The 26,214-nt window shown below is 54.4% G+C and carries 19 protein-coding genes; 9 read left to right on the forward strand and 10 right to left on the reverse strand.

Annotated features, from left to right (window positions below; genetic code table 11):
- Nucleotides 1-37 precede the first annotated feature (37 nt).
- A complete protein-coding gene (locus tag JIN87_RS12035) occupies nucleotides 38-1,111 on the reverse strand; it encodes an efflux RND transporter periplasmic adaptor subunit (protein ID WP_200355811.1) in 1,074 nt (357 codons plus the stop codon).
- 492 nt (nucleotides 1,112-1,603) lie between these two features.
- Between JIN87_RS12035 and JIN87_RS12040 the strand changes: the two genes are divergently transcribed.
- Together JIN87_RS12040 and JIN87_RS12045 are read left to right on the forward strand one after the other, a co-directional pair.
- Nucleotides 1,604-2,299: a DUF3313 family protein gene (locus tag JIN87_RS12040; protein ID WP_200355812.1), complete on the forward strand. Its 696-nt coding sequence runs from the start codon at nucleotides 1,604-1,606 to the stop codon at nucleotides 2,297-2,299.
- A gap of 144 nt (nucleotides 2,300-2,443) precedes the next feature.
- The gene (locus JIN87_RS12045) at nucleotides 2,444-4,300 is read left to right on the forward strand and encodes a pyruvate kinase (protein ID WP_200355813.1); all 1,857 of its coding nucleotides are present in this window, start codon (nucleotides 2,444-2,446) and stop codon (nucleotides 4,298-4,300) included.
- 60 nt (nucleotides 4,301-4,360) lie between these two features.
- On the opposite strand, the gene JIN87_RS12050 is transcribed toward JIN87_RS12045, so the two are convergent.
- The 3 genes from JIN87_RS12050 to JIN87_RS12060 all read right to left on the reverse strand — a co-directional run bounded on the left by JIN87_RS12050 (nucleotide 4,361) and on the right by JIN87_RS12060 (nucleotide 6,835).
- Nucleotides 4,361-5,272, reverse strand: coding sequence for a hypothetical protein (locus tag JIN87_RS12050; protein ID WP_200355814.1), 912 nt, complete (start codon nucleotides 5,270-5,272; stop codon nucleotides 4,361-4,363).
- Between the two features lie 18 nt (nucleotides 5,273-5,290).
- Nucleotides 5,291-5,860, reverse strand: a complete 570-nt coding sequence (locus JIN87_RS12055; protein WP_200355815.1) for a DUF4136 domain-containing protein — start codon at nucleotides 5,858-5,860, stop codon at nucleotides 5,291-5,293.
- A 111-nt stretch (nucleotides 5,861-5,971) separates the two neighbouring features.
- Entirely contained in the window at nucleotides 5,972-6,835 is an 864-nt protein-coding gene (locus JIN87_RS12060) for a hypothetical protein (protein WP_200355816.1), read from the reverse strand.
- Nucleotides 6,836-7,019: 184 nt separating this feature from the next.
- On the opposite strand from JIN87_RS12060, the gene JIN87_RS12065 reads away from it, so the two are divergent.
- From JIN87_RS12065 to JIN87_RS12080, 4 genes are all read left to right on the forward strand, one after another.
- On the forward strand, nucleotides 7,020-7,739 hold the full coding sequence (locus tag JIN87_RS12065) for a hypothetical protein (RefSeq protein ID WP_200355817.1): 720 nt from the start codon (nucleotides 7,020-7,022) through the stop codon (nucleotides 7,737-7,739).
- Nucleotides 7,740-7,811: 72 nt separating this feature from the next.
- Nucleotides 7,812-10,232, forward strand: a complete 2,421-nt coding sequence (locus tag JIN87_RS12070; RefSeq protein WP_200355818.1) for a hypothetical protein — start codon at nucleotides 7,812-7,814, stop codon at nucleotides 10,230-10,232.
- A 44-nt stretch (nucleotides 10,233-10,276) separates the two neighbouring features.
- Nucleotides 10,277-10,939, forward strand: coding sequence for a hypothetical protein (locus tag JIN87_RS12075; RefSeq protein ID WP_200355819.1), 663 nt, complete (start codon nucleotides 10,277-10,279; stop codon nucleotides 10,937-10,939).
- A 41-nt stretch (nucleotides 10,940-10,980) separates the two neighbouring features.
- Nucleotides 10,981-12,171 carry a metallophosphoesterase gene (locus tag JIN87_RS12080; protein ID WP_200355820.1) on the forward strand — a complete coding sequence of 397 codons (1,191 nt, stop codon included), beginning with the start codon at nucleotides 10,981-10,983 and terminating at the stop codon, nucleotides 12,169-12,171.
- 161 nt (nucleotides 12,172-12,332) lie between these two features.
- Here JIN87_RS12080 and JIN87_RS12085 read toward each other — a convergent pair whose 3' ends face one another.
- From JIN87_RS12085 to JIN87_RS12105, 5 genes are read right to left on the reverse strand one after another with little or no spacing between them, the layout of a single operon-like run.
- Nucleotides 12,333-13,469 carry a HipA domain-containing protein gene (locus tag JIN87_RS12085; protein ID WP_200355821.1) on the reverse strand — a complete coding sequence of 379 codons (1,137 nt, stop codon included), beginning with the start codon at nucleotides 13,467-13,469 and terminating at the stop codon, nucleotides 12,333-12,335.
- Nucleotides 13,450-14,205 (reverse strand): potassium channel family protein, encoded by a 756-nt coding sequence (locus JIN87_RS12090; protein WP_200355822.1) that lies wholly within the window; start codon nucleotides 14,203-14,205, stop codon nucleotides 13,450-13,452. Before JIN87_RS12090 ends, JIN87_RS12085 begins: the two co-directional genes overlap by 20 nt.
- 46 nt (nucleotides 14,206-14,251) lie before the next feature.
- Nucleotides 14,252-17,284, reverse strand: coding sequence for an efflux RND transporter permease subunit (locus JIN87_RS12095; protein ID WP_200355823.1), 3,033 nt, complete (start codon nucleotides 17,282-17,284; stop codon nucleotides 14,252-14,254).
- A gap of 10 nt (nucleotides 17,285-17,294) precedes the next feature.
- A complete protein-coding gene (locus JIN87_RS12100) occupies nucleotides 17,295-18,413 on the reverse strand; it encodes an efflux RND transporter periplasmic adaptor subunit (protein ID WP_200355824.1) in 1,119 nt (372 codons plus the stop codon).
- 39 nt (nucleotides 18,414-18,452) lie between these two features.
- Nucleotides 18,453-19,847: an efflux transporter outer membrane subunit gene (locus JIN87_RS12105; RefSeq protein WP_200355825.1), complete on the reverse strand. Its 1,395-nt coding sequence runs from the start codon at nucleotides 19,845-19,847 to the stop codon at nucleotides 18,453-18,455.
- Nucleotides 19,848-20,335: 488 nt separating this feature from the next.
- Between JIN87_RS12105 and JIN87_RS12110 the strand changes: the two genes are divergently transcribed.
- Both JIN87_RS12110 and JIN87_RS12115 read left to right on the forward strand, forming a co-directional pair.
- Nucleotides 20,336-21,616: a hypothetical protein gene (locus JIN87_RS12110; protein ID WP_200355826.1), complete on the forward strand. Its 1,281-nt coding sequence runs from the start codon at nucleotides 20,336-20,338 to the stop codon at nucleotides 21,614-21,616.
- Between the two features lie 38 nt (nucleotides 21,617-21,654).
- A complete protein-coding gene (locus tag JIN87_RS12115) occupies nucleotides 21,655-22,293 on the forward strand; it encodes an MlaC/ttg2D family ABC transporter substrate-binding protein (RefSeq protein WP_200355827.1) in 639 nt (212 codons plus the stop codon).
- A 49-nt stretch (nucleotides 22,294-22,342) separates the two neighbouring features.
- Here JIN87_RS12115 and JIN87_RS12120 read toward each other — a convergent pair whose 3' ends face one another.
- Nucleotides 22,343-23,242, reverse strand: a complete 900-nt coding sequence (locus tag JIN87_RS12120) for a helix-turn-helix domain-containing protein (RefSeq protein WP_200355828.1) — start codon at nucleotides 23,240-23,242, stop codon at nucleotides 22,343-22,345.
- A 120-nt stretch (nucleotides 23,243-23,362) separates the two neighbouring features.
- Here JIN87_RS12120 and JIN87_RS12125 point away from each other — a divergent pair, with 120 nt between their 5' ends.
- Nucleotides 23,363-26,212 (forward strand): PSD1 and planctomycete cytochrome C domain-containing protein, encoded by a 2,850-nt coding sequence (locus JIN87_RS12125; RefSeq protein ID WP_200355829.1) that lies wholly within the window; start codon nucleotides 23,363-23,365, stop codon nucleotides 26,210-26,212.
- Nucleotides 26,213-26,214: the final 2 nt, after the last annotated feature.

Consider the following 26,214-nt stretch of genomic DNA (forward strand, 5'->3'; position numbering starts at 1 on the left):
GGACTGTATCGGGTGAAGGATCACTATAGCGGAGAATCTACTGAGACGTCCAAGGTCTCACCTTCATACCTTCCGAAAGATAGGACACCCCCGCCGCAGCGATCGTCTCCCCTACTTTCAATCCCTCGATGACAATCAGCTCCTCGCCGACCTCATCCTTGATTCGTACCTCCCGCTTGGATACAGCCTTCGTTTCCGGATCGACAACCCACACGAAAGTCTGACTCGCTTCGGATAGCACCGAGGTCAAAGGGATGGCAACTCCTGAGATCTTCGACGACTCAGCATCCGTGGAGGAGAGCTCCATCGTCGCGCTCATTCCAGGTAGGATCAGCAACCCATCTGGACTATCGAAAGTGTACGTGAGCTCAAACGTCTGCGTCTCCGTATCCGCTTCGAGGTTCGCCTCCTTGAATTTAGCCTCGATCGGATGATCCGGCTCCACGTCCAGCATAACGAGCGCTTTTCGATCAGTGCGATTTACAGACTGGACCATCAGATTGGCAGGATAGTTGACAGACGCTTGCAAGGTTTCGTTCGAGATAACCGTCGCCACCGGTTCGCCCGGGCCGATGTTCTGCAGCGTGGAAGCAAAGACACTCGTGATCACTCCCGTCATCGGGGATCTCAGGATAGAATCGCTCAGGGACTTTTCAGCAGAATCCAATTGAGCCTTCGCGACGTCACGCTGCACTTTCCGCTGCTCAAGGGCACTCTTGGCGATCGCGTTTTCGCGGGAGAGTCGAACCGCCCGCTGGTATTCATCCTCAGCGTTCTCATACTGAGCCCGCGCCGAATCCACCTGGTTTTGAAAAGTCCGCCCCTCCAGCCTGGCGATCACTTCGCCTTCCTTTACTCGCTGAGCCTCAGACACGGGGAGATCCACGACCAAGCCGCCAACGGAAAAGGAGAGCTTTCGCGATGTTGCCGCCTTGATGGTAGCCGGGTAGCGCCTCACCAGTCGGCTCTCCGCCGCCTTGAGCTCAATCAGCTTCACAGGACGAACGTATTCCTCTTCGGCTACCGCGACCTCGTTTGAGCCACATCCCACCAAAAAGAGGGACGGTAGAGAGACAAGAACTGGAACGATCAACAAGGGTGGGATATTCATAAGAGTAGAAATGGACACGACTAAACCGACTCGGTCCGTCGACAAACAACAGAAGAATCCGAACACCGCGAACCGTCAAACCGAACGGTTCAAGAAGGAGCGAAATTGCGAACCACTCGAGTAACATTTATGTTCCACTTCTTGTCCAACCATGTCGAATCTCTCAAGGTCCCTACCACGTATCCAACAAACACTACCAAGGGTTTTTCATAACCAAACCAAGGGTATAAGACTAAAGTCCTATATTCAGATAAAGACGAACGTGGCAGAATAGCCTTCATAGCCCAAACGCTTGTTTACCACTCACTTGAATCCGAAGAAAAACCTGCTAACCTCCCTTAAAGGACTAATTAATCCAAGCTCCCCAACCCCTGTATCTCGATTCCCATCCCTCTTTAAAGGTGCCCGCCCCGCAAGAGCTAAGGCACGAATTCTCTAAATCAGCCAATACGGCTTATCTCAAATACTCAAAAACCCAAGTTAGAGAAAACAATGAAAACAATGATCAAGATCCTAACCCAAGCCTGCATCTGTATCGCAATCCTAGCGACTCCTATCACCGCCGAGGCCAAGAAGAAGAAATTCCCGGACGTCAGTTTCGACGGGCTAGAAAAAGTCGAACGGCCAAAGTCCAAAGCGGACGCAGTGTACATCCAACCAGGAGCCGACTTGAGTGGATACAAAAGCATCATCGTCGCCGAACCGCAAATCGCCTTCCGCAAATACTGGAAGGAAGACCACAACTCAGGACGCATGGCTGATCGCATCGACGACAAAGACATGGAGAGAATGATCTCCCGCGGCAAAAAGCTCTTCATCGAACAATTCACAAAGACGCTCACCAAAAAAGGCTATCCCGTGGTCCACGCGCCAGAGGGCAATGTACTCGTCGCCAGAGCCGGTATCCTGAACCTCGACGTAGAAGCCCCCGACCCAAACCGTACCGCCGGAACATGGTCTAAGGTCTACACCGAATACGCCGGATCCGCCACCCTCGTCATCGAACTTTACGACTCCACATCTGGACAGCTGCTAGCCCGCGCGATTGATCACAAGGACGACATCGGCGAACAGTTCGGCTGGTACCAGGACCGCACCCAGTTCACCAACATCAACGACGCTCGCGAAGCCTTCGACAGCTGGGCTCGCATGCTGGCAAACGGTCTAGACGAAGCGAAGAAAGGCTAAGCTGAGGAGCAAGATCTCCAAGGCAACCAGAGACTTTACAAACAAGGTGCACGCACACGCGTGCGCCTTTTTTAGGACTCAAGCCACCAATAAGAATCAACGTTCCAATTAGTGGATACATCTCGTAAAACAACAACGAGCGACATGGACACAACCAAGAAAGAGCTCACCCGCATCCAGGAAGCAATCGAGCAACTCCTCGCCTCTATGTCCTCTTGGGAGAAACACTACAGGAAAGAACTGTCTGCAGTTCACCCAAAGTACCAGAGTAGCGCGCGAAACCTGCTTCACTACATGACTATGCGGGATCTCGACGTCGCCACTTGGCAGCACGAAGCAAACAAGCTCGGTTTCCCCTCCTACACTCACATCGAGTCCGCTACACAACACTGCCTTAGCTCGCTCAAAACCATCGTCAACCATCTCGCCGGAAACCAAACCATCGAGAAAAGCCAAGACGCGTTAACTCCCGAAGAATCGGCTAAAATCCTAAAACGCAATATCAAGGCAATCTTCGGATCGAAGTCGAAGAAGAGGCGTACCCGGATTATGGTTACCATTCCCCTCGAAACGGCCGAGGCGCCCGAATACGCTAAGAAACTCGTCAAAGCAGGCATGAACTGCGCCCGCATAAACTGCGCTCACGATACCGAAGCCGAATGGCTCAAGATGATCGAACACATCAAAGCCGCAGCCCGCGAACAGGCAGTCAAAGTGAAGATCATGATGGATCTCGGCGGACCGAAACTGCGAACCGGAATGATCGAACCCGGCCCACGCGTTGCAAGGATCCGTCCAGATCGTGACGAGCTCGGCCGCACCACAAACCCAGCACGCGTACGATTGGAGATAGAAGACAGCGAGCCCAGAAACGGAGAGGAAACCTTCATCGCAATCAATAAGACCTTCCTGAAAAAACTCGAGCCAGGACACCGCATCCGTTTTATAGATACAAGAGACAAACACTGTTCCATAAGAATCGACCGAGTCGACAAAGATGCAGCCTACGGCACCTGCGCCCAATCCTCATACCTGCAAAGCGGAGCCAAACTCCTTCTTGAAGACGAACACGGAGAACGCCTCGCGACATCAAAAGTAGGTGATATGCTCCCCAAGGAACAATCACTCCTCCTCCGAATTGGCGACCTGCTCCACCTAGACGCAGAACCCCAATTGGGACGCAATGCCGTCTACGACGAGACCGGCCAAATCCAAAGCCACGCCCGCATCTCCTGCCAAACCCCAGAGATTGTTGACCAAGTTAAAGCAGGCGAGCGCATCTTCTTCGACGACGGACAAATCGAAGGACGCATTCTGGAAAAAAAGGACAGCTCGCTTAAAATAAAAATCGTTCAGGCACGCGAAAACGGCAGCAAACTTCGTCCCGACAAAGGAATCAATCTTCCCGATAGCGACTTGAAGATCAGCGGACTAACCGACAAGGACAAAGCCGACCTCGCTTTCGTCGCCAAGCACGCGGACACGGTCAACTTCTCTTTCGTAAACACAGAAAAGGATGTCGAAGAACTCCAAGCCCACCTCGCCAAACATGGCGGCGAACACGTTGGCATCATTTTGAAGATCGAAACCCTCAAAGCCTTCCGCAACCTTCCGCGCCTCATCCTGAAAGCCATGCGAAACTACCCGGCAGGCGTCATGGTGGCTCGCGGCGACCTCGCGGTCGAAACAGGCTGGAACAACTTTCCCATCATCCAGGAAGAGATTCTCCGAATCTGCGAAGCCGCTCACTTTCCCGACATCTGGGCGACTCAAGTCCTCGAGACGCTCGCCAAGAAAGGCACTCCAACTCGCTCGGAAGTCACCGACGCCGCCCAAGCGCAACGCTCCGAATGCGTCATGCTCAACAAGGGACGCTACACAGTGAAAGCCATCGCCTTGCTCGATCAGATCCTACGCAAGATGCAACGCTACCAGAGCAAGAAGACGTCCCTCAGACCTCGCCTCAAAAACGCTGAAAAGCTCACCTTGGACCACTACTAAGAAACGGGAACGGTCCAGACTGTTCAATCCGTATTCATAATTCAGACACAGAAGGTCCGGTCATCTACTCTCCACGATTTCCCAAGCACCCTCGCCTTCTCTACACACGACGACAGTCCCCTCCGCCACCTTCTTGATTCTCCGCAAAATCTCGACTCGGAGAGTCACACAAACCTTACCGTTGCTCTCGCTTTTATCCAAAAGCGTCACCGAGCCTCGAGATTTGCTCTGCTGGCTCTTCCATTCTCGAACATTGCCGGGGATTCCCGATGTTAGCAGCTCGATCGACACCTCCCTGGTTCGCTCCCGTTCCTCGTCGTTCAACTCCGAAGAGTTCAGCACATTGTCGCCAATGTTCGACACAATGGATACAGGGGCTTTGATGATTCCCGTCATCACGCCTTGGACCGCTCCCTCTCCCGCCTTTTTCCCAACCGACTCCAGGTCGCCCGCGATTCCCTCCGCCTGGTCAAGGTATCCTGGCACCGCAGCACGCACAGCCTCCACCTCCGCCAAGATGTCCGGAATCGTCTCGCGAATTTTGCTGAGCTCCTCCACCACAGGCGGGATCTGCTCCCGCACAGCCTCCACCTGCTCCACTAGCAACGGGATTTGCTCGCGATACAACGCCGCCTCCTCCAAAAGCATCGGAATCGTCTCCCGATAAAGAGCCGCTTCCTCCAGCACCGCCGGCACCTCGCCACGAATCGCCGATACTTCCTCCAAAATCGGAGGAATATCCGCTCTTACAAGTTCGACCTGCTCCAAGATATCCGGGACGATCTCTCGAACACCTCGAACCTCCTCAACCGCAGGATCCAGCTTCGCCTGAATCTCCTTCGCGTCGCCCACCAAGCTCGGCAGCTTATCCGCCGCTCGAGCAAACACCCATGAGAAATAGGCGAGAGAGGCAGCCAAACAAAACAGGCCGGCCGCCAACAGGTAAGTCGCTTTCGTCCGGCCGTCCATCATAGGAGCAAAAATGAGAGGCTAGCGCTTCTTCTTCGGAAACTCTTCCAACAACTTCTCGATGTTCTTAAACGCCTTGGCGCGACGCGTCCTCTGCGGACGCTCCGGATCGACGATCTGAGAGACGAGCCCGCGCCACATTACCTTACCCGTTTCCGGATTCATAACGTCCAAAAGCAGCGAACCACGCTCATACTCAATCACGAGATCCCTCGCTTCAGACGGCTCCTGATTCCATTCGAAGTCACGCGATACCGCAGTCCCCATCGAGGTCGACTCCGAAGCATCGGTCAACGAGACATGATAGATCAAATGCATGTCCGCCTTTTGCGGAGCAGTCAGCACGTACCCCTTAATCTCAAGAAACGCATTCACCGCAGCCCTAATGTTCTCGTCGAGCTGTGGGATTTTATGGATACGGTCCTTTCCTTGAACCGTCGAACCTTCGACCCAGCCAAAAGTAGAAAGACTCGCGATCTGGTTCGTAATCGAGTTATCCGACTCGACGCGAACCAAGGAAGTAGTCTTGCAGCCAGGCAAAGCCAAGACCGCGATTAATAGGGTAATTAGCGAGACGACACGTTTCTTCATTAGTAAAATTTTAGCTTTGCTTAAGTTCGTAAAAGGCACCGCGAATGCAATCCCCCATTCTAAATTTTCTCCACGCCCTACAGGGAGTCACACAACTCTGAATACACAGTCCTACTCAGTCAAAAAAACCTCATTCGAAAGCAGCTTGATCGGAGTCGTGTACGTCCGAACCAAACCATTGTTCACCAAGCTGCCCACCATCTCCCCGCTCAGGTTCACATCCAGTTCGAGGTAGCTCTCTAGCGACAAGAAAATCTGCCCTTTCAATTTGATCCGAGCCAGCGTCACAGAGCCGTCTTGAAGTATTTCATCACCCGAGCTCTCGATCTTCACGTCGATCACCGCGCAACGCTCGCCCTTGTGGCGCTCGACTCCTGAAAGCGCAAACACCGCGCTCCCGCTCACATCCTGAACCTCCCGACTCAAAAAAGCGTTCACAAATTCCGGCGAACGAGTCCAGCTATCCCCTACCTTGACCAGCCCATCCGGATACGTCGCCCGTTGATCGTAGACCACCTGCGAGAGAGCCTTCCTCATCTCTTCATCGACGTTCGTCCGGTCCAGCGAGTAGCTCCAAGCCCCCCCCTTCTTTCTACCCGTTAGGGAATAGCCGCGTAAAGGCGAGGTAGCAAAGGTCTCCTGAGGATCGACCTTCTTCGTCCAAGTCGCAGACGTATAGTCGTCCTTGATCAGATAATGGGTCAGCGCTTTCTCACCATCCTCGTACTCAGGGTCGAACTCCTCGACCACCTGATGTCGCGTGAAGTCGATCGACTCCCCTTTCTCTGGAGCGGTTTCGCCTACCTGAAAGGTACCGCCAATCCCGTAAAACTGGATCGTCCGCTCGACACGCGAGCCAAACTCAAACTTGTTTCCGTCGAGCCGCACCTCTTCCGCAGAAGAGCCTCCACCGCTCGAAGTAGATTCGCAGCCCACAAGAGAAAAGGCCAACAACAGCAGGAAAACGTTTTTCATAGGGTATCAGAAGTCCGGATGGTGTTAATTCCGGATCACGTTGAAGGAAAGCGACTTTCCCCGCAACCGCAAGCCCGCACCCCATCATCGTAGAATGCTCAGGCCCCAAAGGGGAACACAGGGAATACGACTTAGGTCCTATTGTCGGAAAAACCGAAGATCGGTATCCTAGCGGCAACGAATCATGAAAAAAGCAATCTTAGTCACCGCACTCTTGGCAGGAATTTCCTGCCTCAACGCAGACGTCCTCGAACTGAACGACGGAAAGATCCTTCGAGGCACTTACCAGGGAGGTACCGACGGCACCATCCGTTTCGAAGCGAACGGAAAGTCGGAGGTCTATCCGGCCAGCTCGGTCGCCGCCCTATCCATCGAACCTGGCGGCTCAAAATCCTCCTCTCAGGCAGCGAGCAACACCGCCGTCCAACAGCACACCATTCCCGCAGGCAGCCAAGTCGTCGTGGAGCTACGCTCTGAAGTGAGCACCGTTTCCGCCCGCCCTGGACAAAAGTTCGACGCCATCCTGCAAAACGACCTTCGATCGGGCTCCGTAGTCATCGCGCCACGCGGCAGTCTCGTCACCGGAACCGTGACCGAAGTCCAGCGACCTCGACGAGTCTCCAAAGCAGCCACTCTCGCAGTCACGCTCGATTCCGTAAATGTTGGAGGCCAAAGCATCCGCCTCAACACCAACACCAAGCGAGCCGAAACTCACAACGACGGAGCCGCTATCCGAGGAGCACTAGCCGGAGCCATCGTAGGAGAGATCGTGGACAACGACGCCGGCAAGGGCGCCGCCGCCGGAGCCACCATGGGAGCCCTCAAGCGAGGCGACAACATCGGCTACGCTCCCGGAACAATTATGAAATTTTCACTCTCAACACCACTCACTGTCTCAAAGTAGTGTATGTTAAGCTTCTGAAACTGCTTCCGAACGCGGAAGCAGTTTCGTCATATCCTAAACCCAAAGACTAAAATGCCTCGATTCAGCACGCTTCTCGCGATCTCGCTCATCGCGCTCAACAGTAATTCAATCGCCCAAGAGGCAAACACACCTCAACCGACCGACACGGCAGAGAGTACGGAACAGGAAGCCCCTCGCTTTCCCCGCAAGCTCGCCCTTGCGGACGGAGTCGCCACCATCTACGAGCCGCAAATCGACAGCCATCAAGGCTTCCGTAGCGTCGATCTCTGGACCGCCGTCAAATATCAGTCCAACGACGAAAAAGTCGACATGGTCGGCGCCCTGAAAATTCGGGCTAGTATCACCGTCGATTTCGATGAACGCCTCGTCACCGTCTACGATCGGGAAATCCTGGAAAGCTACTTCCCTGAGCTCGAAGCCGATGACGCGGACGCCTTTTCCAAACAACTCCAATCCAATTTCAATCGAGAACTCCAAGAGCTCCCGCTCGATGTACTGCTCGCCTATCTCGCCACCGAAAACGTCGACGAACAATCCGTGGACGTATCCATGGACCCGCCACAAATCATCTACAGCAACAAGCCAGCGCTCTTGGTAAACATCGACGGCGCCCCCGCCATACGTCCCCTCCAGGAAGACAGCAAGCTCGGCCTCGTGGTCAACTCCAGCTGGGACCTCTTCCATCACAAGAAGTCCGACACCTACTACCTGCTCATGGGCCGCCATTGGCTAAAGTCCAAAAAACTCGAAGGCCCGTGGAAAAACACCACCAAACTTCCCAAAGAATTCGAAGAACTCCCCTCGGATCCTCGCTTCGACAGCATTCGCAAAGCCGTCCCCGGCGACTGGATCGCATCCAAGGAAATCCCTCAAATCCACGTCGCCACCCAGCCCACCGAGCTCATCGTCACCGAAGGCGAACCCACCCTCGAAGCAATCGACACCACACCCCTCTTCTTTGTATCCAACACCAGCCACGACATCATCTACGACAACAAAACCCAAAGCTACTACCTCCTCACCTCCGGACGCTGGTTCACCACTGACAAGCTCAGCGGCGACTGGGAGGGCACCACCGAACTCCCCGACTACTTTCTCGACATCCCCGAAGACCACGAGCGAGCTCACGTTCGAGCCTCCATCTCTGGCACCATCGAGTCACGCTTCGCCGTGCTCGAAGCCCAAGCACCCAAGACCGCCGTCGTCGCCCGAGACCTCGAAGCGCCCGAAACCGTCTACATGGGCGAGCCTGTCTTCGATGAGATCGAAAACACGAACGTATCCTTCGCCACCAATACAGAGCACGACGTCTTCCTCATCGACGGCAGCTACTACCTTTGCCACAACGCAGTCTGGTTCGTCGGAGAAAACCCGCAGGGCCCCTGGGTCGTAGCCGATCACGTGCCCGACGCCATCTACCAAATTCCTCCCTCCTCTCCCTCCTACAACGTCACTTACGTCAAAATCGACGATAGCACCCCCACCCACGTCCACTGCAGCTACACCTCCGGCTACCACCACTCCTACATATCATGGGGAGTCGTCGTATACGGATCAGGCTATCACTGGCACCACGGCTGGTGGGGTTGGGGCTGGGGTTACTACGACCCATTCTACCCGTACCCATACTGGGGATACTATCCTCATTATCCATACACCTACGGGTCCGCCAGTTTCTACAATCCGCGCACCGGACGCTACGGACACGGACACTACACATACGGTCCCTACGGCGGAGCTTGGGCCGGAGAACGCTACAATCCACGCACCGGCAGATACGGATCCGGCGAGATGGTTTGGGACTACAACTCGCGATCCTACTCCGGCAGATCCTACAACCCACGCAACGGCATCAGCACCTCCACTCGCCAAGACTTCGAGTACCACGGACACAACGAATACGAGTCCTGGGGCAAATCCAAAGTGCAACGCGGCGACGATTGGATAAAGTCTGAACGCTACTCCAACCAAGACGGCTCACGCTACCGATTCGAAAGCTCCAAAGGCGGGCAAGGCGGACGCATCGTCACCGACAACGGCAGGCGAGGCGGACTCTACCAAACTGGCGACGGAGATCTCTACGCCAGCAAGAACGGTCGAGTGTATCGAAAAACTGATGACGGTTGGGAAAAGCGCGATGGCGGATCCTGGAACCAGCTCCCTGAACGCGATTTCGATCGCGACTCCATCACCCTCACCGACCAGCAACGCGACAAGCTATCCAACCGCGAACCCCTCGACCGAAGCCAGTTTGATCGAAGCCAGTTCGAAAGGGAGCAAATCCAACGAAGCCAGATCGAACGCGACCGCGAACGTTTCAACAATCCAAGCCGCCACAACCGAGAGCTGAGAGATGTGCAACGCGACTCCCGCTCTCGCCACTACGGAAACCAAAGAGCCCGCAGCTTCGAACACAGCCGAGGAAACCGCAGCTTCAATCGCAGCGGAGGAGGTCTACGCCGCCGTAGATAAGCGTTTGCAAACGCCTCTTCCTCAGTCTATCTCCTCCAGATACAATGCGCCCCAAGCTCAAGAAAGCCCTCCTCAAAAATACGGTTCACTACCTGATACTGGTCGCGGTCGCCGCACTCTTCTATCAGGTCTTTCCCAGTTCCCTCGAGTATCTACCCGTCGGAACCTCTGAGCGCATTTTCTCGACCACCTCAAACGCCCTGGAGTTCGAGTCCACCGTGCACTCTGGGCGGCTGCAAGAACAAGGCCTGCGCTCGCATGCCCTGTTCTTCATGCTCTGCTTCAGCTCCTCTCTCTTGGTATCCATTCCAGTCGGCAGAGCGTATTTAGCAACCCACACAAAGAAGACAGTCGACCCTTCCATAGCCAAGGCGATCGTCCTCCTGCCAATAGCGGTCACCGGACTCGTACTAATCGTGCAAAACAGCCTAGCGCTCGCCTTCAGCCTGGCCGGCATCGTAGCGGGAGCAGGCATACGTTTCAGGACCAACATGAGAGAGTTCACAGATACGCTCTACTTCCTAATCTCCATCGGCATCGGCCTTTCCGCAGGCATCGGTTCGCTCGGTCTCGCCCTCATGATGTCTATCATCTTCTGCTACGCCATCCTCATCATCCACGCCATGGAGTATGGAGAAAGTAAGAAGAAACCCAAATCCAAGCCCGCAGCGGAAACAGAAGAAATACCAACTCTTCTAGACAAGTAAAACGAGGAACGCCGCACTAGCCTTCTCCTATTTGACTCTAAATGAGACGACTTTTTCTCGCAATCCTCTCTTGCCTCGTCATGGCGTCGCTCGCCCACTCAAAACCTCAACCAGCCGAGTTCGAGGCAGTTGAGCGAATCGTAGTGCTTGGCGACATACACGGGGACTACGACAAGATGATAGAAGCGCTGCAAGCCGCTGAAGTCATCAACAAAAAGCTCAAGTGGATAGCCAAGAAAACCCATCTCGTACAACTGGGCGATCTGCCCGACCGCGGAGGAGACACTCTCAAAGTCATTAGATTTCTCCGCAAACTGGAAAAGTCTGCCAAACGCAAAGGAGGCAAGGTACATATCCTCATCGGTAACCACGATGCCATGAACGTGTACGGAGATCTCCGATACGTCACCGATCAAGAGTACGCCGACTTCGCGGACATCAATTCAGAAAATTACTTGGACGAACTCTATCAAAACGAAGTCAATTGGATAAAAGAGAACAAACCCAAAGAAGAGTGGCCCGACTTCGAAGGAGAATTCAAAAGCAAGTGGTACGAACTCCGCCCCGTCGGCTTTTTGGAACATCGTATCAGCTGGCTCCCTACAGGGGATATAGGCTCATGGGTTCTCACCCATAACGCAGTCATCAAAATCGGCGACTACCTTTTCGTACACGGCGGCATCGGACCTCCACAGGCCCACTCTACCATTCAGGAGATCAACGACGAAATCCGCAAAGGCTTCGAGGATCTGGAACAAACAGACCTTGGAATCGTAGAAAAAGAGGATGGCCCCCTTTGGTACAGAGGGCTAGCCATGGGCGACGAAGATCCAGAGAGACCGCACCTAGAAACCCTTTTGGAAAATTTCGATGTCGACCACATCATCCTCGGTCATACACCGACCAATGGTGTCATCCTTCCACGCTTCGGCGGCAAAGTCATTCTCGCCGATGTCGGGCTCTCCCGCTACTACGGCGAAAACCTCGCTTGCCTCCTCATCGAAAACGGCAAGCACTACGCCATCCACAAAAACGGGAAGGTCGAGGTACCCAATTATTCCAGCAAGGAAGAGCTGATCGAATACCTCAAAGAGGTCTCCCTCCTAGAGCCCAAAAACCGGAGTATCACCAAACGAATCGAAGACCTGGAAGCCCCTCCTGAACCACCCGAGCCAAGCGGTCAAACGTCCCCCGAGTCCAAACCCGATTCAGAAGGAGACTTAGAGCATTAGTCGCACACCAACGTAGGAGCGTGCTTGTCACGCGATCAAATCGCGCCCAGCCAAATGGGCTGGCACGTTCTCATTGAATGTAAAAGGTAGGGCGGCCTCGCCGCAGGCCGCCGTGGAGACTCGATCCTGCATCGTGCGACTAACCACATGAAAAAAGCACACTAGCGAGCTTCCGCCGCCCTGTTCTCAATATACTCGTCCAGCTTTTCGATACTACGCATCCGACGCACCAGCTCTCGCCTCACTAGCTGGGGAGATTTCAAAACGCGGAAGAAATCGTGCAAGAAGGCCAACGCCTCCAGCTTGTCCCCTTCCTCTAGGAGCTCTGTATTCTCCCAAAGACCCAGAATCTCGTCCTCCTTTTCCAAATACAGATCTACTGTCGTTCGGAACACATCGTCCGGAACACGCAACCCACGATAAAACCGCTCGGTCACCTTATCAATGGGCAGCTTCGGATTCACCGTGGCATACGGAGTATTCACGACCCCAGCTAGATCGAAATCGTAAGGGACAGGAATCAGCTCATCATCCAGTCGGGCTACACTGAACGCTTTCCCATTGTGACAACATTCATCCTGACTCGCAAAGTAAGTGAAATCGCTGTTACCCACCAAATACTGAAACAACTCCGCACGACACAGAGCTTCCAAGTTATAGCGCGACGGCTGCACGTACCTTTCCTCGATCAATTCCCCGCCATGACGCTTGGCAAACGCACTCGTAGGCTCGATAAAAAACGCAGCCCGCCCCTCCGATATCTTCCCTGATTTTATATCACGATATCGGATACGAGCAAGCCGCACCCTTAACCCTTCGTCCGTCAAAATCTCGTAGGTTTTATAAGCAAGGTACTCCTTGTAAATGTAGGAGCTAAAATCCTTCCGCCCCTCGCGACAATGAGCCACCACCTTCACACGATCGAGCTCGCTAAAAACTGACCCGCTCACCTGCTTCTTCTTAAAGTTGATCCAATAAGAGGGAAACGCGCAGGAACTCTCCTTTCGCCGAAAATTGCCGCGTGCCTTGACCTGAACATCAAATGCCGATGCCTCCGCGCCCCCAACAATCACACGGCCTTCTAGCCATTTAGGATTGTCACCACGTTGGTTCTTAAGCGTTCGAAGCGGCGCCTCCACCACAATTTCAAGAACCTCCTCCGATTCAAACAGAGGAGCTGCACCGGTTTTTTGAATACAAACAAAAAGGAAGAGCGCAAGGAAGCCCTTCCACATTCGGGCAACGAATTCCCCAAATGCAGGGACGTAGCCGCTCTCCCTAGTCACGATCGCCTCCATCAACGTCTCTCTCCAAACTCTGCGTTGAATAAACCCCGACCAATCGGGCCACCATCACCGCCATAAACATCTGCCCCACGAACGCCTCCGCGCTACACAGCATACGAGCGCTCACGCTGATCGGGGAAATATCGCCATAGCCCAGCGTCGTGATCGTCACGAGGCTGAAGTACAAGCCCTGAAACGCTCGAATGCTTCCCAAGCTCGACAGCCTTCCCTCTCCCGCCAAATGGGCAGGCACGTTGAACGCCTCCGGATCCACCATATCTATGATTCCATAGATCATCGACCACAACAGAGCAATCATCAGAAAAGCGCTCAAGGAAGCGTAGATCGTATACATCGTCACCCGACGACAGCTAAACATGTAGTGGGACAAGGATACGATCACATAGAGCAATACCAAGCTAAGCACCGCGTGATTCAAAAGCATAAAGACTTCGCTGGGCCAAACAAGATACGCCACATTCAGCCCGATCGCCAAAACGCTCACCGTCACCATGGTAAGGTAACTTCTACGATTGTGGCTCGCGATACTCGAAGCGGACGCCAGCAGCGACATATACACGACAACGTACAAAAGCTTCGCCACCCATGGGTCATCCATCAGCCCCGTCTCCGCCAACACCGGCATACAGAAAAACAAAAAGCACAGAATCAGAAACAGAACGCGAAACCGTTTCTCGCTCAGTCCCCCGAAGATGGCCTCCAAGTGATTTCTAGGAACGTTGTTCATCGCAAAAAAACAAGGAGGCGCCCCCTAGAGGCCGCCTCCCTTGAAATCAGTCGTTTGGAACTTTGAATACGATCGCGTAGATGACCGGCAACACCACCATGGTAAGTACCGTCGCCACCATGAGGCCGAAGATGATCGTAATCGCCATCGCCACGAAGAACGCGTCGAAAAACAGCGGGATCATGCCCAAAGCCGTTGTCGCAGCCGCCATCGCTACCGGCCGCAGACGGCTCGCCCCGCCCTCCAGCAGGATCTGCATCGTGCAACCCGTATCGCCGCTCAGATCCCGGAACTCATCTATCAGGACGATCGCATTTTTGATCAGCATCCCAATCAAACTCAGGAAGCCCAGGATCGCCATGAAGTTAAACGGCTCGTCAAAGAGCAACAAGCCCGCCGCCACGCCGATGATAATCAACGGCACCGAGAGCCAGATCACCAACGGATCGCGCAAGGAGTTGAACAACAGGATGGTCATCACAATCATCGCTCCAATGAAAGTCGGCAGCGTGCCCGCCAAAGACCCCTTCGCCTTCGCAGAGTCCTCGAACTCGCCGCCCCACTCCAGCGAATAACCTTCCGGCATTTCGATCGCCTCGATCTGCGGGCGCAAACGCTCAAGCAAATCGTTCGACAAGCCCGAAACCGAGTCGGCAAAAACCGAGATCGAACGCTTACGGTCGCGACGGTAGATGATCTCATCCTCGAACTCCACCGTCACCCCAGAAATCATCTGACGCAGCGGAAGGCTTTGCTGAGCCGCAGGACTCCAGATCTGCAAGTTTCCGATATTCGCGATCTCCGCATTGTCAGGAGCTTCCGCCTTGAGAATGATCGGCAAAAGCAAATCCTCTTCGCGATAGACGCCAATCGTCCACCCTTGGAACCCTTGTCGAAGCACAGTCGCGATATCCGCCTTGGTCACCCCAAACAAACTGGCCTGCTCTTCCAATACCTGAGGGCGGGCCACCTTCACGCGATCACGCCAGTTGGTGATGATCGCCTTCGAGTCCGGATCGTCGCGGATAATCGCCAACGCTTGGGCCGACAAGTCTCGCAACACGTCAGGATCCTCACCATAGAAACGAGGTTCCACCTTCCCCTTCGATCCTGGACCAAGCTCGAACTTGTATCCATAAATCTGGGCGTTCGCAAAGTGAGAACTAAACTCCGTATCCACTTTCCGGATCAATCGATCAATGTCCTTAGCATCCGCATCCACCAAGAAGTGAGCATAGGCGGAGTTTGGCTTTTCGGGTGTGTAAGTTAGCAGGAATCGCAAGGCCCCCTTGCCCACCATAGTCGTCACGTTGCGCACCGACTCGTCCGCCATCAGCATTTCCTCAAGGAGGTAAGCCTTCTCCGCCGTTTCGTCGATGTGAGTCCCCTGCGGCATCCAGAGATCGATCATGAACTGCGGACGCGTGGAGGGCGGGAAGAACGAGCTCTTCACATTTCCAAAGCCCCAAATCGCTACCACGAACACGCCCAGCACAGCCGGAATGGTAAGCCAACGATTACGCAAGCAAGTCCCCAAAAGCTTCTGGTAGAGCAGTATCACGCCACCTGGTTTGGAACCGTTTCCGTCGCCAGACTTCTTCTTGGAAGGCTTCAAGAACAGAATCCCCAACAAAGGAGTGATCGTGACCGCCGTCACCCAGCTCAAAGTCAAGGACACCAAAATCACCTGGTACAGCGAACGACAGAACTCGCCAGTCTGATCCTGCGAAGTACCGATCGCGGCAAACGCGAGCACCGCGATCGCGGTCGCGCCAAGCAGCGGAATCGCCGTCTTGCCCACGACCTCCACAGCCGCCTTCGAGGCATCCTGCCCCTTCTCAATCCGCACCAGCATGCCATCAACCACCACGATCGCGTTATCCACCAGCATACCCAGAGCGATGATCAAAGCGCCGAGCGAGATGCGCTCCAAGGCCACGCCCATCGGATGAAGGAAGATGAACGATCCGAGAATCGTCACCACCAAGATGAAGCCGATCAACAGACCGCTTCTCAAGCCCATGAACAAAAGCAGAACCACCACCACGATCGCAACCGCCTCGATCAAGCTGATCACAAAATTGTCGATCGCCTTCACCACCGCAGTCGACTGCACCGATACCAGCCCCGCCTCGATGCCGACCGGGATCTCGCTAGCCAGCTCGTACAAGCGAGCCTCCAACGCTTCACCCATCGTCACCACGTTTCCGCCGGACCGAGTCGAGATGCCCAGGGCGATGCCCTTGTGCCCGTTGTAACGGATAATTCCACTCTGCGGCTCCACGTATCCACGGCGGACATTCGCCAGATCGCTCAAGGAGATTTGCTTATCGCCTACCGTGATTCGGATGTCCTCGAAATCCTCGATGCTGTTCACTTCACCCGTCGGATTGATCGTCACGAACTCCGTGCCCACTTGCACTCGTCCAGAGTCCTGCACCAGATTCTTCTTCTGCAGCTCGTTGATCACCAGGCTCACCGGAATGTCTAGCTCAGCCAAACGCTCACGATTGATTTCAACATAAATCGCTTCCGGACTCTCCCCCAGCGTATCGATCTTCGCCACATCCTGCACGAGCAGCAGCTCGCGCTTCATCAGGTCGACCACTTCCTTCAGTTCCGCATAAGTGTACTCGTTACCGTAGATAACCAAGAAAACGCCATACACGTCGCCATAGTCATCGATCACGATCGAAGGATGAGCCCCCGGCGGCAAGAGAGCCTGGGCATCGCCAACCTTGCGGCGCAACTCGTCCCAAACCTGAGGGAGCGTGCTTCCATCGTACTTGTCCTGGATCGTCACCGTGACGGTCGACAGACCGCGCTCCGAACGACTTTCGATCGAGTCCAGCTGCCCCAGTTTCTGCACCGCAAGCTCGATCTCATCCGTCACCTCTTGCTCCACCTCGATGGCCGACGCCCCAGGATACTGGGTAACCACCAGAGCCTCCTTAATCGTGAACTCGGGGTCCTCGAGGCGACTCATTTCATTGTAAGCCTTGATCCCTAAGAAGACGAGCAAGGCAGTAGCCACCAAGGTGACCACTCGGTTCTTTATAAAATATTCGACGAGATTCATCTGGATCAGGCTATTTCTCGAATTTACTTACCACGTCGCCCTCTTCGAGCTGATGCACTCCAGAGATCGCGATCATATCACCGTCCTTCAGACCATCGGAAGTCACTTCCATCTGAGAACCGCTCATGGCCACTGTATTCACGGTTTGCTTACGTACTGCCATGCTGTCCGGATCAATCACCCACACATAGCCCTCTGCATCCTTGCTTCCCACAACTGCAGAGGTTGGAATCGCGTAGCGGCCCTCTCCCAACGAGTCGTCTCGCGGCACGCGCAACGAAAGTCGAGCCGTCATCCCAGGAATGATGTTCACATCCTTAGGCGTATCAAACATCAAGGTCGCTTCGTAGGTACGCGTCGCCGTATCCGCGATCGAAGACATCTCCACCACCTTAGCCGGGAACTCCCGTCCCTTCAGAGTCGTAAGCCGCACCACTGGACGAGCTCGTTGCGTACGTTCCTCGATCGTCAGGTGATGAGCCGGCTTGGCCAATACCCCCAACGTCTCCGGTACATCCACCGTGATCTTCAAACTCGAGATATCATGAATGATCATGATCTCCTGCTTCGCCCTTACATTATCCAGGTTCTCCACATGGACCTTGGCCACGAAACCGGAAAACGGAGCTTTCAAAAAGGTGTCGTCGAACGCCTTCTGGGCTTTCTCCAAGTTAGACTTCGCGATCTCGAAATTGTTGACCGCCATATCCAGCCTTTGCTTCGAGGTCGCTTGCTCAGCAAAAAGCGCTTTCGAGCGATCCGCTTCCTCCTTGGCTGCCTCAAAGGTCGCTTTCGCTCCCTGCAAAGTCGCCTCGAAATCTCGAGGGTCAAGCCTCGCGAGCGCTTCCCCTTCCTTAATCGTCTGCCCCTCTTTAACATTGATCTCCATCAAACGGCCGGACACCTCGAAAGCCATGTTCGCCTCGCGAGCCGCTTCAATCTGCCCCGGCAGCTCAATGCCGCGCTCCAGCAAACCGGAGTTCAACTCCAGTATCTTGACCGGACGCACTACCGCCTCGATCACAGGTTCTTCTTTCTTGCCGCAACCCGTCATGAGAAGACTTCCCCCCAACAACGAAAGCAATGCGACGGATCCAGGTATCCACTTAAAACTACAAATCGGATTCATAACAATAAAAGGTTAACTTAAACAAAAATGGTTGTGGGTTTATTCTTCGCTAAAATCGCCGCCAAGTGCCAGGTGGAGATCGATACGCTCCGCCAAACGAGCGTTCTTAATGCTGATGTATGCAACTTTCGCTGACACGTAACGGGCTTGCAGCTGCAACACGTTGAGCAACTCGATCGCCCCGTTCTTAAACTCGGTCTGGGCGAGCTCCAAAGCCTTCAAGCTGTCGTCGACCTGATCGGCCAAAAGCGCTTCCCGTCTCGCCAGCAAGGCTTCGTTACTCAGAGCGTTTTCGACCTCGCCAAACGCGACCAACGCTTTCTGGCCGTACAAAGCCAACGCCGCTTCCTGCTCCGCAGTCGAGATCTCTACCTCGGCCTGCAACGCGCCTCCCGCATAAATCGGAGCCAGGAAATTCGCCCCCACACTCCAAAAGCCGTCACCCGCTCCAAGCAAGTCCGCGAAATCATTGTTCGAAGCTCCTCCCGCCGCCGTCAGTCCGATCGACGGCAACCGGGCCGCTTTCGCCGCATCGGTCAAATTAAAGGCAGCCGCCACGCGACGCTCCGCCGCCACCAAGTCCGGACGACGCTCGATCAACTCCGAAGGCAAGCCAACCGGAATCGTCGGCGGCACCGCCGCAAACTCGTTCGCCACCTCAAGTTCCGCCGAAGGATAACGACCCAGCAAAACTTCCAGACTGCGAACCGCCGTCTTCTCAGCGCCTTCGACCTGTTTGAGCCGCTCTTCCGACGCCGCCAGATCCGCTTTCGCCAAATGCACTTCCTTCATGCCGACATCGCCAAACTTATGCTTCGTCTCCACGATACGAAGCGTTTGCTGATACAAGTCGACCACCTCGGAAGCGTACGCCAACTGCTGCTTGAGCTCGACCGTAGTGAACCAGCTCTTAGCAACCCCAGCCTTCAAGGAAAGACGGGCGTATTCATAATCCGAGGTCACCGCCTCAAACTGGGCTTCCGCCGCATCCCTCTGAGATCGCAGCTTCCCCCAAATATCAAGCTCCCAGGAAACACTCAACGCTCCCTGCCCAGAGTCACTGCTCAAACCACCGTCGTACTCGAGGTGAGAACCATCTCCCACTGCAGCGATGACCGGCTTCATCTGCGAGCCCGCTTGGGTAACCAACCCCGCCGCCGCTTGCACCTGCGAAGCCGCCGCGCTCAAATTCAAATTGTTGGCCAGAGCCTCATCGACCACCGCCTCAAGCTGAGCATCGTCAAAACTCTTGATCCAGTTAGCGGGCAGCGGTCCTTCAGGACGCTCCACTTGAGAAGAAAAAGCGTCTGGCACCGAAGTCGAATCCGGCAACGCCTCGTTTAAAGCCTCAACCCCTTCCGGAGGAGGCGTCGTTTCGCACCCGCCCAGCAGCAAGCTGAACGCGATCGCGGCATAGATAGATCTAGCGGACATAAGGAACAAATGGGTCAGGAGGGTTCAAAAGCAGGAATGCGACAGCACTATCTGCCGATATGGCCGCCCAAGCAAGCGGGAGTGAGAATTAGCAGCGCTCAGCACAGACGATCCGCCACTTCGGCGCTCAAAACCGTATCGGCCTTTCCTATACGCGACGTTCCGTTCCCGTAACATCGCGACAATCATTTTGGTCAGCATCTTCATCATTTGCCAGTATCCTACCTCAAACCTTCGCCGCTTACCATTGGACCAAAGTCCTATAGCCGATTCCGAGACCTGTTGATAATATATGCCGCACAAAAACAAAGAGTCGATCCATGCTCGCACAAATGACAACGCCCTCGTCGCCACAGTCATGAGTCACTTCAAGCAAGACCGCTCCCATCTAATTAACACAAAAGAACATCAACAATCCGATCCTGTCCAACTACGACAGCCGTTTCCATACTCAACAGAGCCTCTCACGCTCACATCCGACAAATCTCATGAAGTACACAACCGCAGCCCTCACCCTCCTAAGCGCTTGCCTCACTAGCTTCGCCCAAGCGAGCCAACAAGACTTCGAAGCAGCTCCCACCATCCCCGCTGAGCAGATTCTCAGCAGCTACGAGATGCAAACCGAGTACCACTCAGTAGGACCTGAAGTAAAAGTAAAAGATTACGGCTACACGTTTTCCCTCAAAACAAAACAAGGCGAAGCAGATATCTGGAGCCGCGACCTACTGGACGAGCGTATCCGGGAAACCATCGCCATCGACGCTCTCAACGAAGTCAGCCAAACCGAAGCCTTCACAAACGCTCTCACCCAAGCTCTCAAGAATCCGGTAGCCGGCGCCTGGCAAGTCGCCACCCAACCCGTTTCTACCGTCAAAAAGCTTCCCGGCCGATCCTATCGCTACTTCAAAGGCACTTTCTTCGGCGTCAAAAAGACCAGCACGCAAGCCACCGAAACCGTAAACGAAACGGTTAAGAAAAACACCGGCAAGTCCGACGAGCCCAAAGAACCGATCCAACAGCAAGCCACCCAAGCCGCCAGCGGAGCGAGCAAAGAACTGCTCGGATTCAACAAGGCGAAACGCGCCTGGGCCAAGAAGCTCAACGTGAATCCCTACTCGGACAACCCGTACCTCATGGAAACGCTCGATCGCGTCGCTTGGGCCTCTTCCTTCGGATCGCTCGTCGTCGACGTCGCAGTCCCCTCGCTCGGACCGCTCGGCTACGTGAACGACGTGCAAAACATCGTTTGGGACACGCCTTCAGTCGAACTAGAACTCCAGAACGACGAACGCCTCAAAAAGGCCGAAATCGACAAGAAGGTCGTTCATGACTTCCACACAAATCCAATCTACCTGCTCAACGAAAAGACCGAAATCGCCCTCGCGACCGAGGCCTTCATCGGAGCGGAAGGACTCGACCAACTCATCGACATCACGCTCGCCGCCGAAGATCGCTTCGACGCCCGCATGATGGTCAAGGTCACTCGCATCCTCAACCACTACCACCACACTCAGGCGCCACTGAAGAGCATTGAGATCAAACGTGGCATGCTTGCGGCCTACGACCAAAACGGCGCCCTCATCCTCCCAGTCGCCGTGGAATACTTGCACTGGACCTCCGATGTCCAGGAAGCTGCCGAAGACGAATCCTTCGCCAGCGAAAACCGCCAGCTATGGGTCACCGGAGAACTTACCGAAAAAACACAAGAGCAACTCAATAAAAGAGGCTGGAAGTTCGTTGAAAATAGCTTACAACAGCTGGAAGAGTAATCTTCCAACCTAAGTCTGTAAGCGACGAACACCAACCAATGCGCCCCCTATTCACGAGCCCGCTGCTCTACTTGTTCTGTACTTTCGCCATGAATACGCTCGCCCTATCAGGGGAGCGTATTCCCGCGAAGACCTTTCTCGAAAATGAACTCGAGATCCTGGTCGAAACAATCCAGAGCGATTCCCTGACGCCCGACGCCAAACAAGCCCTCACCGAAAAACAGATCAGGCAGCATCTCGCCCTCGGGCACATGACCGCGCAATCGCTGGGCCCCGAAGCCACTCGCTTCAATCTCATGGAGTTCGCCGACTTCGCTCGCGAATTCGAGCAACACCTCATCCACTACTATCTCAACCGCATCGCCGATTTCGAAGGAGACGGTATCGACATTCTGGATTCGGTAAAAGATCCCAAAACCGGCTACGTCGTCGTAACAACGCTCGGAAGAACACGCAACGCAGCCCGCAACCTCGGAACGCGGGCCCAAGTCAACTACACCCTTCGAGAAACGGATTCCGCCTGGCAAATAATCTCCATCCAGATCGACGACGTCGATATCACCCAAAATTTCCGATCCCAGTTCAGCTCCGTCCTACAGCAAAAGTCCGCCCAACAGGTCATCAAGCAGATCCGCAAATCCAACCAGCGGAAAAGCAAAGACAACCCCTTCAAGTAGAGCCAGCGCTCGCCGCCGCAACGCATAGCCACAAGCGATCCAACGCGGCCTAGCCAATCTCACTGACAGCGTTCGTCCGAAACGCTTTCGGGCTAATCGCGAAGGCCTTACGGAAACGCTTCGAGAAATAGAGCGGATCATCGTAGCCTATCTGGTGAGCCACCTCCGCAATCGAGAGAGATACTCTCTCCGAAAGCAGGATCTTACCTTCTTTCAACCGCATCTGCTCCAGTCGCCCTCCAAAAGACTCATTGGTCTCTTCCTTGAAAAGATGGGCAAAGCGCGAGGGAGACAAGCCCACGACCTTGGCGACCTCAGCCACGCTGAGTTTCTCTTTCGAGTGATTCATCATGTACACCAAGGCATGCTCGATTCTGCCGTCGATACGCAATGACTGTGTCCTCTCGTTGACACTATCCAATCTCAATAGGAGGCGCTCCAGAATATTGACAGCCTTCTGATTCACACGAAAGTGTGCGCTACGGTACACCTTGAGCAACTCTTCCATGTCAGCTCTCGAGTCAGCAAACAACTCGCCATTGCCGACATCCAGAACGTGGATACCCGATTTCCGCTTTGGATAGTCCACCAAGTCACCCCAGTCACTTCGCTCGTAGAAGTGAGCCCACAAAAAATGCCAGCGACTGCCCTCCTTTAATATCCCGTAGTCCTGATAGGCTCCTGGCGGAATCAGGACGACTTGCCCCTTTTGCACTACAATATCCTCATCCGAGTGGCAGAATAGTCCCTTTCCTTTCAAGGTCATAAACAGCAGCCAATCCCCTCGACCTTTGGGTCTTCGGATCCTGTAGCTACGACTCTTATCCACCTCTCCTGCCTCAATCGAAGCAAATTCGTTTATCTCACCAGAGGCCTTCATGGCAGAATCTTCCATACATTCAGCAATGATGTCTATGACAATCTGCTGGTTTCCCACCTCGCAATTCATAGAAACGAGAGTACCTTTTACTGCCTGTACCCCCGACGCATGCTTTTACACCCTACCCCACTTGGGAGGTGCTCCCGGCCCTTCAAACATTCTCTCGCGGCAACACCAGTCCTCGTTGGCTTGGCGTTCCTGACCGCATGTACAGGCCCCAAAGAGCCCGACTCTCTTTCCTTACCGGAAACGATTAGCTTCAACGAGCACGTACGCCCCATCCTCACCCAGAATTGCACCGCCTGCCACGGTGGAGTCAAAAAGGCCGGAGAGGTGAGTTTCATCTACCAGGAGGAAGCGCTTGGATACAGCCAATCCGGTAAGCGCGTCATCGCCCCGAACCACCCCAATCGGTCGGAACTCTACCGACGCATCACCTCTCAAAATCCCGACGAGCGAATGCCTCCTGCCGCTCACGGCGATCCGCTAAGCGACCTTGACATTCAAATCCTCAAAAAATGGATACAGCAAGGAGCCAACTGGGAAGAACATTGGGCCTACCAAAAACCTCAAGCTCCAGCAGTTCCTCTACCTACAAACGACACTTGGTCACGCAACGATATCGATCGATTCGTCCTAACAGAGATCAAGAAGCACGGACTCGCTCCAAATCCTGAAGCCGACAAAACTTCACTTCTTCGCCGACTGACCCTCGACCTAACGGGACTTCCCCCAAGTATCGAGGAAACCGAGGCATTCATCTCTGACAACACTCCTCACGCCTACGAAGCACAGGTAGACAGACTCCTCGCCTCACCTCACTTCGGAGAACGCTGGGCAGTGCCATGGCTCGACCTCGCTCGTTACGCAGACACGGCCGGATACGAAAAAGACTCCTATCGGGACATGTGGCCTTATCGCGACTGGGTTATCCGCGCCCTGAACGCGGATATGCCATTCGACCAGTTCACACTCTCCCAACTCGCAGGAGATCTTCTACCCAACAAGACAGCCGACGACCTCCTCGCCACCGCCTACCACCGCAATACCAAAACTAACGTCGAAGGCGGCACCGACGACGAGGAATTCCTTCTCGCCTCGGTCATCGACCGCTCCAACACCGTTTGGCAGGGATGGATGGGAACTACATTTGGCTGCGTCCAGTGCCACTCTCACCCTTACGATCCTTTTTCACAGCAGAGCTACTTCGAATTCGCCGCCTTTCTCAACAATTCCCAAGATCATGACACTCGCGACGAATTCCCCAAATTCAGCTACGCTCATGACCCTGCAAAAAGAGAAGAGCTCTTTCAGATGCAAGAGGACTTGAGGAAAGTAAATCTCGCTTACACCCGCCCCTATCAAGACCTATCCCAAAACACAGATTGGAAACCGCTCACCTACCAGTCCGCCCAATCCACCCAAGACGTCGTCCTCTCGATCGAGCGCGACAAGGCTGGCCGCGAACTCCTGCAAACCGGCCCGAACACCCCCAGAGGCACAGTACACACGATTGAGGCAAGCTCCCCAATCGACAGCTTTACCGCTCTAAGGGTCGACGCTCTCATGCCTTTGGATGCGTCCCTTGAAATTCCCGGACCACCATTCGTCCTCTCGTTCATTGAGATCTTCTACGAGAACGAATCAGGGGAGGAAGTCAGTGTGCAATTCGAGAGAGCGATCTCTGACGAAGCCAACACGCGTACAAGTCCCTCGGAGTCCCTGGAAAAAGAAAATAAAAACGGTTGGAAGGCGTACCCAAGACAACACTACGACCGTTGGGCAGTGTTCGTTACGAAAGAGCCAATTCACCTCAAGGAGCGGAAAAACGTCAGAATCGTCCTCCATAATCTCGCCGGGCATGACGGAGCGGAACAACCCGTGCTCAGACGCTTCCGTCTCTCAGTCGATGATCAGAGCAACTGGCAGGCCCTCTCTCAATCACTCCAAATTGTAGAGGCCGAAGCGGCTCGAGAGAAACTCAACCGAGACATAAAAAACATAGAGAGCACCGCCGTCCCAATCATTCGTGAACGCGAAACTGATTTCTCTCGTGTAACCAACATTTTCATACGTGGAGATTGGCTAGCAAAAGGAGATCGCGTATCCCCCGCTGTTCCCGCGATTCTACTCAGCGAACCGGATCAGAAACCAACCGATCGCATCGAAATGGCGAAGTGGCTGGTTTCAGATGAAAATCCCCTCACCGCACGCTTCACTGTGAACCGTCACTGGGAACAGCTTTTTGGTATTGGCATTGTCGAAACTCTAGAAGACTTCGGCAGCGCTGGGCTACCACCATCCAACCAGGCTCTGCTCGACCACCTCGCTCTAAAGTTCCAAGGCGATCTCAAATGGAGCACCAAAGCTCTTCTGAAAGAAATCGTCATGAGCGCGACCTACCGTCAATCAGCCACAATCTCCGAGGAGAAGCGGAACAAAGATCCTCGAAACATCTACCTCAGTCGCGGTCCAAGACAGCGTTTAACAGCCGAGATGGTACGCGACAACGCCCTTAAGGTCTCTGGACTACTATCAACAAAACAATTTGGGAAACCGGTCATGCCCTACCAACCCGACAAGGTATGGCGTTCCGTGTACAACAAGGAAGCATGGGAAACATCCGAGGGCGAGGACCGCTACCGCCGAGCAGTCTACACCTATTGGAAACGAAGCGCGACCTACCCGAGCTTCGTCACCTTCGACGCTCCGAGTCGAGACGTATGCACACCTCGCCGCATCGCTACAAACACCCCACTCCAAGCGCTCGTCACTCTAAACGATCCCGTCTATTTCGAGTGCGCCGAAGCGCTCGCCCAAAAAGCGATCGAGGCCCACCCGGAATCCCCCAGCGACGCAATCCGCTACGCTCACAAGCAGGCTCTCCTCAAGGAACCATCGACTGAAGACCTCGAGTCACTGCTCGACCTCTACCACAAATCCGAAGGGAGCGAGGCGAATAGCGGAACGGTCTCGAAGACCTCTCTCGCAATCGTGAACAACGCCCTGCTCAACCTGGACGCCTTCCTAACCAAGTAGCC

It is taken from the genome of Pelagicoccus mobilis, assembly GCF_016595505.1.
GTDB lineage: Bacteria > Verrucomicrobiota > Verrucomicrobiia > Opitutales > Opitutaceae > Pelagicoccus > Pelagicoccus mobilis.

Excerpts from the sequence above, each read along its gene's own strand:
- JIN87_RS12035 (WP_200355811.1), bottom strand. The coding sequence starts at position 1,111 with ATGAATATCCCACCCTTGTTGATCGTTCCAGTTCTTGTCTCTCTACCG.
- JIN87_RS12040 (WP_200355812.1), top strand. The coding sequence starts at position 1,604 with ATGAAAACAATGATCAAGATCCTAACCCAAGCCTGCATCTGTATCGCA.
- JIN87_RS12045 (WP_200355813.1), top strand. The coding sequence starts at position 2,444 with ATGGACACAACCAAGAAAGAGCTCACCCGCATCCAGGAAGCAATCGAG.
- JIN87_RS12050 (WP_200355814.1), bottom strand. The coding sequence starts at position 5,272 with ATGATGGACGGCCGGACGAAAGCGACTTACCTGTTGGCGGCCGGCCTG.
- JIN87_RS12055 (WP_200355815.1), bottom strand. The coding sequence starts at position 5,860 with ATGAAGAAACGTGTCGTCTCGCTAATTACCCTATTAATCGCGGTCTTG.
- JIN87_RS12060 (WP_200355816.1), bottom strand. The coding sequence starts at position 6,835 with ATGAAAAACGTTTTCCTGCTGTTGTTGGCCTTTTCTCTTGTGGGCTGC.
- JIN87_RS12065 (WP_200355817.1), top strand. The coding sequence starts at position 7,020 with ATGAAAAAAGCAATCTTAGTCACCGCACTCTTGGCAGGAATTTCCTGC.
- JIN87_RS12070 (WP_200355818.1), top strand. The coding sequence starts at position 7,812 with ATGCCTCGATTCAGCACGCTTCTCGCGATCTCGCTCATCGCGCTCAAC.
- JIN87_RS12075 (WP_200355819.1), top strand. The coding sequence starts at position 10,277 with ATGCGCCCCAAGCTCAAGAAAGCCCTCCTCAAAAATACGGTTCACTAC.
- JIN87_RS12080 (WP_200355820.1), top strand. The coding sequence starts at position 10,981 with ATGAGACGACTTTTTCTCGCAATCCTCTCTTGCCTCGTCATGGCGTCG.
- JIN87_RS12085 (WP_200355821.1), bottom strand. The coding sequence starts at position 13,469 with ATGGAGGCGATCGTGACTAGGGAGAGCGGCTACGTCCCTGCATTTGGG.
- JIN87_RS12090 (WP_200355822.1), bottom strand. The coding sequence starts at position 14,205 with ATGAACAACGTTCCTAGAAATCACTTGGAGGCCATCTTCGGGGGACTG.
- JIN87_RS12095 (WP_200355823.1), bottom strand. The coding sequence starts at position 17,284 with ATGAATCTCGTCGAATATTTTATAAAGAACCGAGTGGTCACCTTGGTG.
- JIN87_RS12100 (WP_200355824.1), bottom strand. The coding sequence starts at position 18,413 with ATGAATCCGATTTGTAGTTTTAAGTGGATACCTGGATCCGTCGCATTG.
- JIN87_RS12105 (WP_200355825.1), bottom strand. The coding sequence starts at position 19,847 with ATGTCCGCTAGATCTATCTATGCCGCGATCGCGTTCAGCTTGCTGCTG.
- JIN87_RS12110 (WP_200355826.1), top strand. The coding sequence starts at position 20,336 with ATGAAGTACACAACCGCAGCCCTCACCCTCCTAAGCGCTTGCCTCACT.
- JIN87_RS12115 (WP_200355827.1), top strand. The coding sequence starts at position 21,655 with ATGCGCCCCCTATTCACGAGCCCGCTGCTCTACTTGTTCTGTACTTTC.
- JIN87_RS12120 (WP_200355828.1), bottom strand. The coding sequence starts at position 23,242 with ATGAATTGCGAGGTGGGAAACCAGCAGATTGTCATAGACATCATTGCT.